Here is a 16,212-nt window from a genome sequence, read left to right as displayed (position 1 = left end):
AAAACAATGATAGATGTGGCAGCCAATCCATCGGACGCGGTGGAAAAAGCCCTGGACTTATTTGGCAATGATATATTGCGGTTAGCCTATTCCTACATGAAAAGCAGGGAGGATGCGGAAGATATTGTTCAGGAGGTGCTGATTCGCCTTATGCAGTCAGCAGGAGTATTTGAAGATGAGAGTCATGAAAAAGCGTGGCTTTTAAAGGTAGCGTCGAATTTGTGCAAGGACAAGTTAAAATCGGCGTCCAGACAGAGGGAGGTGGCAATACCGGAAGGGTACGATGTGGCAGATGAGAAGCAGGAGCAAAAAGAAGAAAGCGATATTTTGCAAATCATATCACAATTGCCTGAAAAGTACCGGAGTGCCATCCATTTGTATTATTACGAAGAGTACTCCGTTAAGGAAATTGCAGAGATATTAGAGAAGAAAGAGACTACGATACGGTCTCTTTTGAAACGCGGGCGGGAGAAACTAGCGAGGATGCTTCCTCAGCAGATGAAAGGAGATGATGGTCATGCAGCAGGAATATAAAGAAGCAATGGAAAAAATTTCCCTTAGTGACAGCGATAAAAAGCGAATACTTGCCAATGTGAAAAAAGCCTGTGAAGAGTCGGAAGAAAAAGTGATTTCGATGGACGAATTTAAGAAAAGACCACGTTTCTCCGCTCGTCAAAAAGGAATGGCGGCTGCCGTTGCGGTACTTGTTGTTGCCATTACAGCTGTTGTATCAAAAGGATTTTTTGGAGGAAAATTAAAGAAACTGCCAAAGCAGGGTGAAATTGTAGCAAGCAGTGATGAAGAAGAGTGGCAGGAATTAGATTCCATTGAGGCAATTGCTAAAGAGACGGACTGCCGCACGTATAAGCTTGGTAATGTTTCCAAATCATATCGTGTAAAAAAGGTTGAAGTCAAGAAAAAAGCAAAGCACGTAAAAATAACGTATCGGAATAAAAAGAAAAAAGACAAGATTCTCTTTGAGTACAAAGAGGAAGAAAATGCACCGGATGTAATTAATCAGTTTACGGAGAAAAATGAACTGAAGAAGGAGACGGTGGATGATTCGGAAGTAACCATGTATGGTGATGAAAAATGTGATGCTATGACATGGCAGAAGGAATCCTGCACATTTGCTGTGAAGATGAGTACGGCGTGCAGTACGGATAAAGCAAAGAAAATTGTTTCGGGAACCAAAGAGGAAAACAAACCGGACAAAGATACCGATGCTAAGGTGAAAAAGGATGAAAAGCACATCGCAAGCAATGCGGTGGGCTGGAGTGGTAAGGAAAGCGAGTCCGATGATAAGGAGCGCAGACGTGTGCTCCGCAAGATTTATGATATGTACGGATTCCGCGTGACTGTTGAGGATCCGGCAAGAAAAGTGATTTACAAGGTAGTGGATGATTTTGAATCATTTAGTTTCCATTATGATGAACTTTCGGAGTTGGAAAATCAGCGGATTGTCGGATATGCCGGAGTTGATGGCTGTCCATCCGGTGTACTCGATGGCTTTGAAAAAATGCAGGACATTGAAGTGAATGGATTAACCATAACGTGGTATCAGAATAAGAAAGACGAATCCTTATTCTACTTTATGAAACGCAAGGTTGCCATATCCCTTTTGATTAAAGACTGGTCCGGTGAAAATACGGAAAATATGCTCAGCGGACTCATTAGTGTAATCCGTATTTCCCTGGATGCTGCCCATGATGACAAGGGAGATAATAGTAGCTCAGATTCGGAAAATAATAGCGACAAGAATACAGATAATGATGACGCAGAGCCAACCGACAATGCTGACAACACAAACAACAATGAAAGCGTAGAGGCATATCGTCAGGCAGCGCAGGATATTCAGTATGCGGTGGCAGACGGAAGTTTGAAAAAACTTTCTTCCTATATCCGCTTCCCATTAAGTATTAAAGGACTTGGTGTGACGGTTTCCAGTGCAAAAGAGTTTCAGGCATTGGATTCGTCAAAGATTTTCACCGGTGAATGGGTAGATGCGGTAGTATCGTATGATACCGGTAAGATTAAGAGCAGTACAAAATCCTTTACAATGGGAGATGGCAGCCGCAAACTTGTGTGCCAGATAAAAAATGACTCTGTTGTAATAACGGAGCTTCATGTAAACAGTGATGAGGTGCAGCCGGATACTGAGCCGACTGACTCCCCATCCGAGGAATAATCCCCTTTCTTTATGCTTTTGGTAAAGTAAATACAAATTCAGAACCAACGCCTACAGTGCTGACAACGTCAATTGTCTGCTTGTGGGCGTTTATGATTTCCCGGCAGATGGCAAGCCCCAGTCCGGAGCCTAATTTGTCTTTGCCACGGGATAAATCGGTTTTGTAAAAACGGTCCCAAATCAGATTTAGGTCCTCACGCGGAATCCCGATGCCGGAATCCTTTATCGAAATAAAAACTTTTTCCCCTTTAGTAAAGGTATGCAGGCAGATTTCCGATTCTTCGTGGCTGAACTTAATTGCGTTATCACAGAGATTTCTAAGAACCTGTAAAATCTTTTGCTTATCGGCATAAACGAGAAGTTCTTCCGGCTCACAGAGATTGTAAGTGAAGGTGATTTGCTTATTGGAAGCTGTTCCTTCCAGACTTTCGCAGGTCATTTTGACTGCTTTGTGAATGTCGAATGATTCCTGCTCAAGCATAATATTGTCGCGGTCGTAGTTGTTCATATCAATTAAATTTGATGTTAATTTTGTCAGCCGCTCGGTTTCATACAAAATAATATCTAAATATTTTTCCTGATTATCCGCCGGAATCACGCCATCTTTCATCGCCTGAACATAACCCTGAATACTTGTTAAAGGGGAGCGGAAATCGTGCGAAATGTTGGAAATAAATTTTCGCTGGTACTCATCAAATTTACTGAGTTCTGCTCCGATAACATTCAGTGTTTTTGCCAATTCGCCGTATTCGTCTTGAGATTTAATGAGAATCGGCGGATTTTCGTGGTTAATCGAGAATTGGCTGGCACCTTTACGCAGTTTGTGCAAAGGGCGTACATTGAAAACGTAAATGAGCAGGAACACAAAACCGACAATTGCCATAATCAGATAGAAAAAGGTTGTTAATATATTGGTGTAATATATGGCACGATTGTTGATAAACTGGTTCGGCTGTGCGAGAACAAGGTAGCCGTTTAAGTAGGCACTCTGTTCCATTGGCAGAATGACACAGGTTGAATTCTCGGACAAGAGACCGCTGAGTGTCGTGTCTTTAATCACGTCTTCATGAAGGAAAGAGGAACTTCCCTGATAGATATTATACGTTTTTTCCGTGTCTGTGTTGAGAATTACATCGCCATCGCTGCACACAATTAAGATTTCTGCTTCAGCGGCTTCGGACGCCATTTTCAACTGGTCCCGTAACGATAAAATGGTCGTTTTTGTATAGCGCTGTTCATTGATGTGCGAGCCAAGCAGCGTGATTCCGACACTGCGGAGATTACTAATGCTTTCGGACTCAACACGCTCCGAAATATAGTCGCGTCCAACGGTTGTTATCAGGTAAAAAGTGATGGCAAACAGGACGAGATAAAATGCTAATAACTTTCGACCGAGGGTCGTCTTTAAGTATTTTTTCATACGAAGTCTCCTATGCGTTTACTTCAAATTTGTAGCCAATGCCCCATACAGTCGTAAGGGACCATACCGGGTTTTCAGTTAATTTCTCGCGGATTCGTTTGATATGAACATCCACGGTTCGGGTTTCGCCAATGTATTCATACCCCCAGATTTGGTCTAAAAGCTGCTCTCTTGTAAATACCTGATTCGGATGAGAAGCAAGGAAGTACAACAGCTCCAGCTCTTTTGGCGGCATTTCGATTGGTTTTTCATGGTCGGTTACAGAATAGTTTGCAAGGCTGATAACAAGACCATCGTAAGTTACGACATCTTTTGGCTCGTCTTTGGCAGCGGAAGCCACTCTTGCCTGCTGGTTGTCGAACCGGCGTAAAACGGCTTTTACGCGTGCCACAACTTCTTTTGGCTCAAATGGTTTGATGATGTAGTCATCCGCGCCAAGTTCAAGTCCCAACACTTTATCGAAAGTTTCTCCCTTAGCAGACAGCATAATAACGGGTGTCGTATACTGCTTGCGAATCTCACGCAGAACGTCATAGCCGTCAATACCGGGCAGCATGATGTCGAGTAAAATTAAGTCCGGCTGAAAACTTTGGTGCTTTTCCAAAGCGGTTTCGCCATCTTCTGCAATTTCACATTGAAAACATTCTTTTGTTAAATACAATGCGATTAACTCTGCAATATTGGCATCGTCATCGACGATTAGAATTTTTCTTTTTTCCATAAATGATTCCTCTTTCTTCTGTTTGGATTTATGTGTCTTTTATCACTTAAATTCAACTACAGTTACACCATATCCGCCTTCCCCGTATTCTCCCATGCGGTAACTTTTGACGTACTTGCTTTTTTTGCAGTGGTTTTGGACAGCGTTTCGCAGGGCACCGGTGCCGACTCCGTGGATGATGGTTACCTGATGGAGTTTGGCAAGGTAGGCGTCATCTAAATATTTGTCAAGCAGAAAAAGGGCTTCGTCCACCGTTTTTCCGATTAAATTGATTTCCGGTGAAATAGTCATTGCCTTTGCCATTTTCATGTTTCTTGCATGGGTAATGGATGCTTCTTTTTTGGCAGCTTTGGTTTCCTGCTCCAAAAGTTCTAGGTCGCTTACGGAAACTTCCGAGCGCAAAATGCCCATTTGGACAAAACATTTTCCTTTGCTGTTTGGAAGCGTGCTCACGGTTCCTTTAATACCCATCGAATGAACCATAACAATGTCACCAATCTGCAATTTGTCCGGTGCTTTCTTTGGTGCCTTTTTGGTTCCCTCTATCGTCAGTTCGCTCTCAGTTTCGTTGAGCGCTTTGCGCAGGTTTGCACGCTCTTTTTCCATTTCTTTTGTCATGCCGGAACCTTTCATCCACTTGTTGTACTTGCGGATGGATTCGTCGGCGGTATCCTTTGCCTTCTGGATAATCTCGTGGGCCTCTTCGTTTGCGCGGCGTAAAATTTTATCCTTGGCGGCATCAATCCGCTCGTTTTTCGCCTTCATTTTATCACGGAAATGCTCTGCCTCTTCTCGGATTTTTTTCGCTTTCTCGCGCTCTTTTTCAGCGGCGGTTCTGGCATCCTCAAGTCCTGTGACAACATCTTCAAAACTGCGGCTGTCGGAGTCGACAAGTTTGCCGGCTTCATCAATAATTTCTTTTGGAAGTCCTAATTTCCCGGATATTGCGAACGCATTACTTTTTCCCGGAACGCCGACTAACAGCCGGTAAGTCGGCTGCAAAGATTCTACGTCAAATTCACATGAGGCGTTTTCAACACCATCGGTGGACAGGGCATAAATTTTTAATTCGCTGTAGTGCGTCGTAGCCATAGCGGTTACATTTCGGTTATGCAGATTATCTAAAATCGCAATCGCGAGTGCGGCACCTTCCGTTGGGTCGGTTCCGGCGCCAAGCTCATCAAAGAGTGCCAGTGTCTTTTTGTTCGCACGTTTCAAAATATAAACGGTGTTTACCATGTGGGAGGAGAATGTACTCAGACTCTGCTCAATACTCTGCTCATCGCCGATATCGGCGTAAACTTCTTCGTATACGCGCAGGTGCGAGTGGTCATATGCCGGAATATGCAGACCGGCCTGTCCCATTAGAGTAAATAATCCAACCGTTTTTAACGATACTGTTTTACCACCGGTATTTGGTCCGGTGATAATCAGTAAATCATAAGTTTTTCCGAGTGTGACATCAATCGGTACGACTTTATCTTTTGGAATCAGCGGGTGACGTCCCTTTTTAATATGGATGTAATCCTGGTCAAAAAGTGGTTCGCTTCCCTGCATTTTTTTAGAAAGTTTTGCCTTTGCAAAGATAAAGTCAAGTTCCGCAAGCAGCAACACATTTCGCTGTAAATCTTCGGCGTAAGGCGCTGCAAGAGCGCTTAACGACGCCAGTATTTTTTCAATTTCTTCCTGCTCTTTCATACCCAGTTCCGCAAGCTCATTGTTTAACTGCACAATTGCCATCGGCTCAATGAAAAAGGTCGAGCCGGTTGAACTTTGGTCATGAATCATACCCGGAAAAGTGGATTTATATTCCTGCTTAACAGGCAGACAATACCTGCCGTTTCGCATGGTGACGATGTTGTCACGCAGCATGGAGCCGGATAGATTCATAGTTGCCGTCAATTGCTCGCGTACTTTATCGTTCGTGGTTTTCATGGCACGGCGAATTCGTTTCAATTCGGAACTCGCATCATCTGCCATTTCTTCCGGACTCAAAATGCAGCGGTTGATTTCCAGACGCAAATCCGGCAAATCCATAAGTGCACCAAAGCGTCCCGAAAGTGCATCTTTCAAATCTTCAAATTTGGCATCATAAGCGATGGCATCTTTGGCAATCTCCAAACACCGGGCGATGTCAAGAAGTTCACCCATGCCGAGCACGCCGCCTTTTTCCAGCGGCACCAGACTTGGACGAATATCCGTTAGCCCGTGAAATGGCAGCCGTCCCTGTTTTAAAAGACGCATGAGCGCGTGCGAAGTTTCAGTCTGCCAGCTAATGATTTCTTCCCTCCTTGACGAAGGTAAGAGGTGCCGTATGCTTTCCTTCGCAAGCGGTGTGTCTGCCTCCTCAAGAAGCATGTCAATGATTTTATAATATTCAAGTGTTTGTAATACTTTTTTGTTCACAATGGAAACTCCCTTCGTGTAGTGACGCAGGGGCTGTGTGGTTTGCTTTCCTGCATTGCTATTGTACAATATTTGGTTTCTGTTTGTAAAGGGAGCGTTGCGTTTTTTGGGGGCGTAATTCAGCAGAAAGCTTTGTGTTTCGTGGGCGCTTTCGCTAGACAAACGCATAAGGGTATCGGCATGTTAAAGACACATGCCAGATACCCATGTGTTTGTACCCACTCAACACAAAGTTTTCTGTTGATTTACAGACACCAAAAAACTTGGCAACGGTTCTGATGGATGAAGGGGAGGTTGTTTTGGGGATTGGTTTGCGGTGTGTGTTTGGGCGAGACGACGTGGCTTTATGGGGGCTAGGCAACTCTTTTTGTATTTTTCGAGGAAAACGGTTGCTTATGGGAAGAGGGGCAGTGGCTTGGGTTAAGCGTTTGCCGCGGATTTTATTTGGATTGCAGTAATTTAGGAGAAAAACTTTGTGACGAGTGGGTTTTGAGTGCGTCGGTATGTGGCACTGGTAGTTTCAGTGCCCATACTGCTACGCACTCAATTAACGAGAGTGCCCACGAGACGCAAAGCTTTTCTCCTAAATCACGGAACCCAAATAAACCACCAAACTCCATCTTGAATAATTCCACCAGTTGTTTTACAATAGAGCCATGAATACACAAACACGAAGAAAAATGATTGCAAGTTTCATATTTGTCATTCTCGTATGCGGCGTCCTTTTTGACCATGTGCCTGACCGCACAGTCATTTCGCAGGGCTTTTCGAATACGATTTCTTTGGGTGCGCGGATTGATGGCTCCGGGATTAAATATGCCATCCGCGGCGAGCGGTTTTCAGAGCAGATGCCAATTGTCTGTCTGCTTCGCAGTACCGCAAGAAATACCGGATATTTATCAAGAACACCGCTTGTTTTAGCCGGTTTTGGTTCTCTTATATTTCTCGCTGTATTAACAGCACTCTTATTACATCTCTATGCGAAAGGGCACGACACAGGCAGCCGCCTGCGCATTTTACGATGGCTCTTTCGGACGGACGGAAAAAAACGCACCTTCCATATTGGATAATTGAATAAAGATGGTTTGTTCTTTTGCTGTAAATCTGCTATTTTTTCATTTCATGTCTTTGATTTTTTGCAAAAGGACGGACTTGTTATGTCGAAAATTAAATATGGAGGAAAATGATTATGTTGGGAACAATTTTTTTGAATGTAGTTATTTTTATCGGAGGCGCTTGTGGTGTACTTAGTTGTTTATACATGGTACTGTCGCTGATTGCTGTCCTGTTTTATAAGTTTTTCAGACGAATCCGCTTTGGAATTTCATTGTTTGATTAACTGAACTTGGTGAAAAACACCTTGCTTGTTCCCTCCTTTTCTATTATTATGGTATCAGGGTCGAAAAGTTAGCAATCCGGATAACATAAGTTATAAGTTCTCAAAGTCAAAAGAGCTGAAGTTAAGGAGGGAACATTTTTGAAAAAATGGATGCAATCCGTGGGAGTGCCTTTTTTAGTGGCAGGAATTTTTGGAATGATGATAGGACCAAATGTAAACGTGTCTGCCGACGAGCCAACGGTGGCTTCTGGGGTCGGCGTGACAATTGAAACACCGGCAGAAACTCCGCTTGGTGCGGCGATCATCATGGCGACGAAAAAAGCGTCTTCGTTAAAACAGGTTACAATTACATGGACGCAGAGCGGAGAGGCACAGGGTGCCGTCATTTTTAGAAAAAGCGAGAAAAGTGATTTTGCAGAAATTGCGCGGATTTCGGATGGTACGCCGGGAAATAAAACGTATGTGGACAAGTCGGTGAAAGCAGGAAAAACTTACATTTATCAGGTCTGCGTGTTCCGTACACGTGCGGATGGTACGACACAGGTGCAGACAGGGGCAAAAACGGCATCGGTAAAATTGGTGCCGGGGAAAATTAAAGGGCTTAAGGCGAAAAAAAGAGGAAGAAAAATTCTGGTAACCTGGAAGAAAACAAAAAGTGTTTCCGGTTATCAGGTTTATACGAAAGTGTTTGTAAAAGGTATTAAGACAAAGTACAGCAGAGCGAAAACGCAAAAAGGGCGCAGCTACAAGCGTGGCATGCTTGTTCACGGCATGAAATACGGCTTTATGGTGCGTGCTTATAAAAAGGTAAACGGCAAAAAAATCTACGGACCATTTACGGCTGTGAAAAAAAGATACTAATATGAAATGGAGATAAAAAAATGAATTATTTGAAGGATTACCGCGAGGGCGAAAAGTTTGTTGGCACGTATTTGTGTAAACAGAAACAGATTTTGAAAACAAAGGCAGGAAAAACGTATTATTCCCTGACCTTACAGGATAAAACGGGAACCGCAGACGGAAAAATCTGGGAGTTGAACAATGGCATTGCCAATTTTGAGCCAATGGATTATATTCACTGCGAAGGAATGGTAACGAGTTTTCAGGGAAATTTGCAGATGAACATTTCACGCGTCCGCATCAGCGACGAGGGCGAATATGACCCGGCGGATTATGTGCCTTGCACGAACAAAGATGTTGGAGAAATGTTTAGCCGCATTTTAAAATATGTGGCAAGTGTGCAGAACAAATATCTGCGAAAAATTTTGGAAATGTATTTTGTGGAAAATAAAGAGTTTGTCGACGCATTTAAGAAACATTCGGCAGCGAAGAGTGTTCATCATGGATTCATGGGCGGACTTTTGGAGCATACGCTCAGCGTCACGGACATGTGCCAGTATTTTGCGGAGCATTATCCAATGATTCACAGAGATTTGCTCATCACAGCGGCGTTGTTCCACGATATGGGAAAAATTCAGGAAATTTCGGATTTTCCAATGAATGACTACACGGATGACGGCCAGCTTCTCGGGCACATTTACATTGGTGCACGCTGTATGGAAAATGCGGCAGCACAGATTCCTAATTTCCCGCCAAAATTGAAAAATGAACTTGTTCATTGTATTCTTGCGCATCACGGCAAGATGGAATTTGGTTCGCCGAAAGTACCGGCGATTATGGAGGCAATGGCGTTACATATGGCGGATAACGCCGACGCGAAATTGCAGACTTTGACGGAAGTATTTACTCAGGCAGGCGACAACATGGGATGGCTTGGTTTCAACCGCATGTTTGAGAGCAATTTGAGAAAAACTTCAGAGGAGTAATGGACTTGGAAAAGAAGAAATTGCAGTTTAAGAAAAATGATGAAATTGTCATTACGATTGAAGATTTAGGAAAAGACGGAGAGGGTATCGGTCATGTAGATGGCTATGCCCTTTTTGTAAAGGGTGCGCTTCCGGGCGAAAAGGTTTTGGTGCACCTGATGAAATTAAATAAAAATTATGGTTTTGCGCGTTTGGTTGAAATTTTGGAGCCGTCAAAGGAGCGCATGACGCCGTCGTGCCCTTCTGCATCTTTGTGTGGCGGCTGTACGCTGCAGCATTTTTCCTACGAAGGCCAGCTTGCCTTCAAAGAAAAGAAAGTAAAAGATTGTCTGGAAAGACTCGGCGGGGTGGATTTATCTTCTGTCACATGGCTTCCGATTTTAGGAATGACGGGCGAAAATGAATCTCCGTGGCATTACCGCAACAAAGCGCAGTTTCCGGTTCGTGAAGATGAAAATGGAATCCCGCAGACCGGCTTTTTTGCCGGACGGAGCCACCGCTTAATCCCTGCTTCGTCATGTGCCATTCAGCACCCGGTAATCAATGAAGTTGTCGAAAACGTAATGGATTTTCTGCGTGCGTATGGTATTTCTGCCTACCGTGAGGAAAGCCACAAGGGACTCGTGCGCCATATTTACGTGCGCCGCGGCTATCACACCGGACAGATTATGGTGTGTCTTGTTATAAATGGAAATGAGTTGCCACACGCCGCAGAACTCATTACAAATCTTCGCACGATTGAGGGAATGACAAGTATCTGCCTCAACCTCAACACAAAGAAAACGAATGTAATTCTCGGTTCTTCCACAAAACTTTTGTGGGGCAGCCCTGCCATCGAGGACAAAATCGGCGGCATCCGCTACCAGATTTCGCCACAGTCCTTTTATCAGGTCAATCCGGTTCAAACCGAAAAACTGTATCAGACAGCACTCGATTTCGCTGATTTGCAGGGGGATGAGCGTGTCTGGGACCTCTACTGCGGCATCGGAACCATTTCTCTATTTCTCGCAAAAGCAGTACCAAACGGTCAGGTAACCGGCGTTGAAATTGTTCCGGAAGCCATCGAAAATGCCAAGAAAAACGCAGTATTGAACGGTATCTCCAATACATCATTTTACTGTGGCGCAGCAGAAGACGTTGTAACAGATATGGTCGCTAAGCGCCGCACGCCGTCAAAAGAAGACACAAATGGTGCGCTCGCCGACGTCGTTGTCGTCGACCCGCCGCGTAAGGGGTGCGATGCGAAACTTTTGGATACCATTGTTACGATGAACCCCGAAAAGATTGTTTATGTCAGCTGCGACCCGGCGACACTCGCCCGTGATGTGAAGGTACTGGGGGAGAAGGAATATGAGGTGAAAAAGGTTCGGGCTTGCGATATGTTTCCGCAGGGGGGACACGTGGAGACGGTAGTCCTTTTGGGTAGGAAAATGGTCGATGATAGGAATATTGAATATGAGTATGTTGATTATGAGCCTAAAGATAACGAATATATGCGTAATACAAAGGGTTCAGCAACGTATGCAGAGATAAAAGCGTGGATAAAGAAACAGTATAATGTTTCTGTATCAAGTCTGTATATTGCACAGGTGAAAGATTCATGTGGCTTTGAGAAACGTGAGAACTATAATACAGGTGCGGAAGGGCACAAGGTGCCACAATGTCCTGATGAAAAGCGTGAGCTGATTATGGAAGCATTTAAGCATTTCAGGATGATATAAATTGTAATACAGTATAAAAATTATGAGAGAAGATGGAGATTGTTTCTGTCTTCTCTTTTTTGTATGTGTGAAAAAAATTTTTTTGAGCTAAAAAGCCTGATAAATGAACAGATTTACGAAAAACGTGTTTCCCTTGTGTAGGAATATCTTGCAATGCAAAATTTTATATGCTAAACTTAGCCTAAACAGGTAAGATGCTTGTAAATACAGCAAAAAATAGGAGGTCTTTAAGATATGTCAAGAACAGCAAATAATCCTTTACCATATTCTGAAAGAAAATATTTGTCCATGAAAGAGATGGGTCAGTACATGGGAATTGGCTTAAATAGAATGAAACAGATAAAAAAGGATGGGGAATTTACAGCCTATATCACTGTTGGAAAGCAAGGGAAAGTTATGATTGATAGAGCAGCTTTTGAACAGTGGGTTGAAGAAAAAGGTTATATTTAAAACAGAATAAAAAAATAGCAACTGTGACTGCAATCACTGTTGCTATCAAGAAGTTCAGTGCCATGATTCAGTGTCACGAACTTATATCTCTTGTTTATGCTCATATATTAGCATAAATTGGCACGAACTTCAAGAAAAACATTGCAAAATTTCATGAAATCATGAAAAAAATTGAGAAAGGAAGTGTCGATATATGGCAAATACATATGAGGGTACTATTGAAAACGTTACGATTGCATCAGTAGATGCAGTTTTGCAAAGCACAAAGCCAGTGACAGCAAATGAACTGAAAGGTACTATTATTGCAAATAGCAGAAATGAAATTCTGATTTATAATTCTATCGCACAGCCAGGTGCTAAGTGGAAAGTTCCGACAGAACTTGTTCCGTTCCAGATTGCATATATCTTGATTAAATTACATAGAATTGCACTGATTAAGACTGGTGTATCTGAAAAAGATGAAGAAAAATTATTACTTGGTATTTATGTTGATGATGGAAAAGATGAAGGTATCTATGTTACATCAGAAACACAGATACGTCGTATTGCAAGACGTTACAAGAAATCTTTGACAAAAAAAGAACTTGGTGAAATCATGGATATTTTGCGAGAAGAAGCACCGAGAATGTCAAGATGTGAGAAAAAGAATTTGATTCCGGTAAATAATGGTATCTTTGATTTTGAAACAAAGAAATTGATGCCATTCACACCTGACCTTGTGTTTTTAGATAAATCAAGGGTCAACTACAATCCAAATGCCACAAACATCATCATTCATAATGATGAAGATGGCACAGACTGGGATGTGGAATCATGGATTTTAGATATTATGGATAATAAAAAAGATATGGCAGAGCTTATCTGGCAGGTCATTGGAGCTACTGTAAGACCGTTTGTATCATGGAATAGAGCATGTTTCATGTATTCAGAGGTCGGTAATAATGGTAAAGGTACTTTATGTGTATTATTACGAAACTTGGTTGGAGAAGGTAGTCATACTTCTATTTCACTTTCGGAGTTCAGTAAAGATTTCATGCTGGAATCATTGATTGGTACATCAGCAATCATTGTTGATGAAAATGATGTAGGTACATATATTGATAAGGCTGCGAATTTAAAGGCTGTTATTACAGGTGACGTAGTTAAAATCAATCGTAAATTCAAAACTGCGATTTCATTCAGATACAAAGGATTTATGGTGCAGTGTCTGAACGAGTTACCACGTATCAAGGATAAGAGTGATTCATGGTATAGAAGACAGCTCTTTATTCCATTTACGAAGTCATTTACAGGAAAAGAACGTAGATATATCAAAGATGATTATCTTAATCGTAGAGAAGTTCTGGAATATGCATTGTTCAGGGTTCTGAATATGAATTATGATGATTTTGATGTACCACAGGAGTGTAAAGATGTGATGGATGAGTACAAGTCATTTAATGACCCTGTGAGACAGTTCATGGAAGAAATCATGCCACAGTTGGTGTGGGACTTGGTTCCATTCACATTCTTGTATGATTTATATAAAGCATGGTACAAGAGAAATATTGCAGATAGAGATACAAAGTCATTGAAGGTATTCAAGAAGGATTTATTGAATGTTTTGCCTGAGTATTCTGATTGGTCTTATGAAGATAAGACATATAAACCCGGTAGTAAAATGGACAAGCCAGAACCTTTAATCTTTGATTACAAACTGGAAGAGTTTTACAATCCAAATTACAAAGGAAATGATGTAAACAAAATTTGTCAGCCAATGAAGAAATCTTCATATACTGGAATTGTTAGAGTATAGAAATAAAACGGTAGTACAGAAAATGTACTATTGTTTTTTTTTGCTTTAGCGTTGGGTATAAGGAACGGTATAAGGAACGGTATAAGGAACGGTATAAGGAAAGCTTATACCGTAAAGTATGCATCAGTTCTACAACAGAGCAATTTTATGACTTTTCGGTATAAGGAGCAATTTTTTGCTTATACCGTTCTAATACAGACCAGTTCTACAACAGAGCTGAAAGTATAAGGAGTATAAGGAAAAATTAAAAAGTCTTACGTGAGAAAAAATAGAAAAGTGCTAAAAACATTGATTTATCAAGGTTTTTCTTTGTATCATTTTGATATTATGTTCTTATCTGTTTCTTTCTGTATTACTTTGTATCATTTTGATATTATGTGTAAATCATCTGTAATGCCGATAAATACTACGTTTTAGTATTTTTAAGTGTATTTTTTATGAAATTTCTATATAAAGAGTTGGAAATTTGCTTATACTCCTTATATTTTTCGCTAAAAATCAGGCTGTATCTACATCACAGCGGTATAAGGTGTTTTTTGTCTCCTTATACCCATTTTTGAAAATATGCTGTAATGTCGATGTGGTCTTGATTAGCGGGTATAAGCTTATCTTATACCGCTTCTTATACTTTCTTCGATTTTTCTCCCATTTTGGTTCCGTCTTCTACAATCCCATATTTTCCTGTAATATTCCAATTATTATCTCTGTTATATCCTGTACATCAGCAGAACAATAATAAACATATTGTTTTTCACTCTGTATGACCTCACCAGTGACCTTTTATCGCAAAAACGTAAAATTATGCGTTTATTACATAAAACTTTAACCACGAGGTCATACAGCACCATTTATGACGTATTATGTTTTATGCTGTTGATTCAGGATGTCATATAGTGCAATGTAGATGTTATTTCATACATCCCTTTCCATTTTTCTGTATCATAGCTGCATCTTCATCTATAAAAATCATGATGGGAAAAATTTGCACCATAAATTGCCCAATTTATGACCAGAATTTGCACCATAAATTTCCCATCGAAAATTTTGCGATTTTTGCAATTTTATATATTATGTATTTATTTTATAAATATATAATAGCTATCAAATATTTATAGAGTAAGTATTTTTATATAATTTTCTACATTTTATAATTTTATCCAATGTCCAATTTATGCACCATAAATTGACCAAAATATGTGACATAAATTTCCCATCGGAAATTTTGATACAAAAAATTGAGAATCAGACAATGAAAAATGTGAAACTCACTCTTGAAATCTGGTATTGAATCTATTATACTGTATTTAGATACATAATAGATACTGAATATCTATTAAATAGATATAACATATATAAAAGAAGGAGTGATTGAACATGAAGACAGTTGTTTTTGTATCTGAAAAAGGTGGCGTTGGAAAGACACGATTATCCGATGAACTGTATTTCTATTACATGAGACAGAATGTTCCTGTATCACTGTATTCATTCGATGGACAGTACAAGAACAGAAATAACGATAAGAAAGTAGATAATCCAGAGGTTGCAGTCGTTGATACACCGGGACGATTGATGGATGATAAGACCATTCAGACCATTCAGGGTGCTGATGTGGTTGTAATCCCAACAAGACCGACAGGCGGCAATATTGAAGCATTTACACGTACCGTAGCACTTGTAAAAGAAAATGAGGATTGTCCGATTATCATTGCTGTGAACGGTGTGAACAGATTTACTGCATCTGTATCATTTATGGAATGGTTGCAGAAATACAGACAGAAAGAGACTCTTGATTTAGTGATGTCTATTCCGCAGTCAGAAGCCATTGTACAGGCTGAGAACTATTCTTGCTCTGTCAATGAAATCAATAAGTATTGTCCTGCAACACAGGCTGTAAATACCCTGTGTGATAAAATCAGTCAGCTTGCTGGTCTGCCAGTTGAAAAACGACAGGCGAAAAGCAAGAAACTGATTGCAAAATAAATATCCTGTATCTATAATATAGATATGTGATATTTATTTTAGACGAACATACAGAATGTAAGGAGATGATTGAGATGCCTAGAAAAAAGAATATGACGAGTCTTTTAGACAGTTTTGAAAGCGATACAGAAAAGGAACATGAGGCAGCTGTGACAGCAGCGTCGAAGACACCGAAGAAATCTATTGATGGCGATACAAGAGCAACAGCACTTGTATCTATGACAAAGGACGAAAAAGAACGACTGACAACAAAGGCAAAGGCACATGGCTTGAGCCTGTCAGCGTTTTTCAGATTAGCTGCGGATGAATATATGAGTACACATAATTGGTAATGTATGGATAGATATGTGGAGTGGAATCCGCAGT

14 protein-coding genes are annotated in these 16,212 nt (G+C 41.1%); 11 read left to right on the top strand and 3 right to left on the bottom strand.

What is annotated here, in order from left to right; translation table 11 throughout:
- The first annotated feature begins 6 nt into the window (after positions 1–6).
- The gene (locus tag DW005_RS05300; RefSeq protein ID WP_117478467.1) at positions 7–534 is read left to right on the top strand and encodes a sigma-70 family RNA polymerase sigma factor; all 528 of its coding nucleotides are present in this window, start codon (positions 7–9) and stop codon (positions 532–534) included.
- A complete protein-coding gene (locus DW005_RS05295; RefSeq protein WP_117478466.1) occupies positions 518–2,188 on the top strand; it encodes a hypothetical protein in 1,671 nt (556 codons plus the stop codon). Before DW005_RS05300 ends, DW005_RS05295 begins: the two co-directional genes overlap by 17 nt.
- Before the next feature lie 10 nt (positions 2,189–2,198).
- On the opposite strand, the gene DW005_RS05290 is transcribed toward DW005_RS05295, so the two are convergent.
- Genes DW005_RS05290 through DW005_RS05280 form a run of 3 tightly spaced genes read right to left on the bottom strand, consistent with a single transcriptional unit; the run spans position 2,199 to position 6,735 of the window.
- Entirely contained in the window at positions 2,199–3,608 is a 1,410-nt protein-coding gene (locus DW005_RS05290; protein ID WP_117478465.1) for a HAMP domain-containing sensor histidine kinase, read from the bottom strand.
- Between the two features lie 10 nt (positions 3,609–3,618).
- Positions 3,619–4,329, bottom strand: a complete 711-nt coding sequence (locus tag DW005_RS05285; protein ID WP_117478464.1) for a response regulator transcription factor — start codon at positions 4,327–4,329, stop codon at positions 3,619–3,621.
- A 42-nt stretch (positions 4,330–4,371) separates the two neighbouring features.
- Positions 4,372–6,735 carry an endonuclease MutS2 gene (locus tag DW005_RS05280; RefSeq protein ID WP_117478463.1) on the bottom strand — a complete coding sequence of 788 codons (2,364 nt, stop codon included), beginning with the start codon at positions 6,733–6,735 and terminating at the stop codon, positions 4,372–4,374.
- Positions 6,736–7,391: 656 nt separating this feature from the next.
- On the opposite strand from DW005_RS05280, the gene DW005_RS05275 reads away from it, so the two are divergent.
- From DW005_RS05275 to DW005_RS05240, 9 genes are all read left to right on the top strand, one after another.
- Complete coding sequence (locus DW005_RS05275) at positions 7,392–7,805, top strand: hypothetical protein (protein WP_147324416.1); 414 nt, start codon at positions 7,392–7,394, stop codon at positions 7,803–7,805.
- Positions 7,806–7,924: 119 nt separating this feature from the next.
- Positions 7,925–8,074 carry a hypothetical protein gene (locus tag DW005_RS13785; protein ID WP_181974953.1) on the top strand — a complete coding sequence of 50 codons (150 nt, stop codon included), beginning with the start codon at positions 7,925–7,927 and terminating at the stop codon, positions 8,072–8,074.
- Between the two features lie 138 nt (positions 8,075–8,212).
- Complete coding sequence (locus DW005_RS05270; protein WP_117478461.1) at positions 8,213–8,935, top strand: hypothetical protein; 723 nt, start codon at positions 8,213–8,215, stop codon at positions 8,933–8,935.
- A gap of 20 nt (positions 8,936–8,955) precedes the next feature.
- Positions 8,956–9,900: an HD domain-containing protein gene (locus tag DW005_RS05265; protein WP_022376323.1), complete on the top strand. Its 945-nt coding sequence runs from the start codon at positions 8,956–8,958 to the stop codon at positions 9,898–9,900.
- A 5-nt stretch (positions 9,901–9,905) separates the two neighbouring features.
- The gene (gene rlmD / locus DW005_RS05260) at positions 9,906–11,621 is read left to right on the top strand and encodes a 23S rRNA (uracil(1939)-C(5))-methyltransferase RlmD (protein ID WP_242989371.1); all 1,716 of its coding nucleotides are present in this window, start codon (positions 9,906–9,908) and stop codon (positions 11,619–11,621) included.
- A 234-nt stretch (positions 11,622–11,855) separates the two neighbouring features.
- A complete protein-coding gene (locus tag DW005_RS05255) occupies positions 11,856–12,071 on the top strand; it encodes an excisionase (protein WP_117478460.1) in 216 nt (71 codons plus the stop codon).
- Between the two features lie 193 nt (positions 12,072–12,264).
- Positions 12,265–13,866, top strand: a complete 1,602-nt coding sequence (locus DW005_RS05250) for a phage/plasmid primase, P4 family (RefSeq protein WP_117478459.1) — start codon at positions 12,265–12,267, stop codon at positions 13,864–13,866.
- A gap of 1,374 nt (positions 13,867–15,240) precedes the next feature.
- The gene (locus DW005_RS05245; protein ID WP_117478458.1) at positions 15,241–15,846 is read left to right on the top strand and encodes a ParA family protein; all 606 of its coding nucleotides are present in this window, start codon (positions 15,241–15,243) and stop codon (positions 15,844–15,846) included.
- A gap of 74 nt (positions 15,847–15,920) precedes the next feature.
- The gene (locus DW005_RS05240; RefSeq protein ID WP_117478457.1) at positions 15,921–16,178 is read left to right on the top strand and encodes a hypothetical protein; all 258 of its coding nucleotides are present in this window, start codon (positions 15,921–15,923) and stop codon (positions 16,176–16,178) included.
- Positions 16,179–16,212 lie beyond the last annotated feature (34 nt).

This window comes from Clostridium sp. AF36-4, from assembly GCF_003435975.1.
Classification (GTDB): domain Bacteria; phylum Bacillota; class Clostridia; order Lachnospirales; family Lachnospiraceae; genus Eubacterium_F.
Note: the sequence above shows the minus strand (reverse complement) of the source record. Positions and strands in the feature narration are given on the sequence as shown.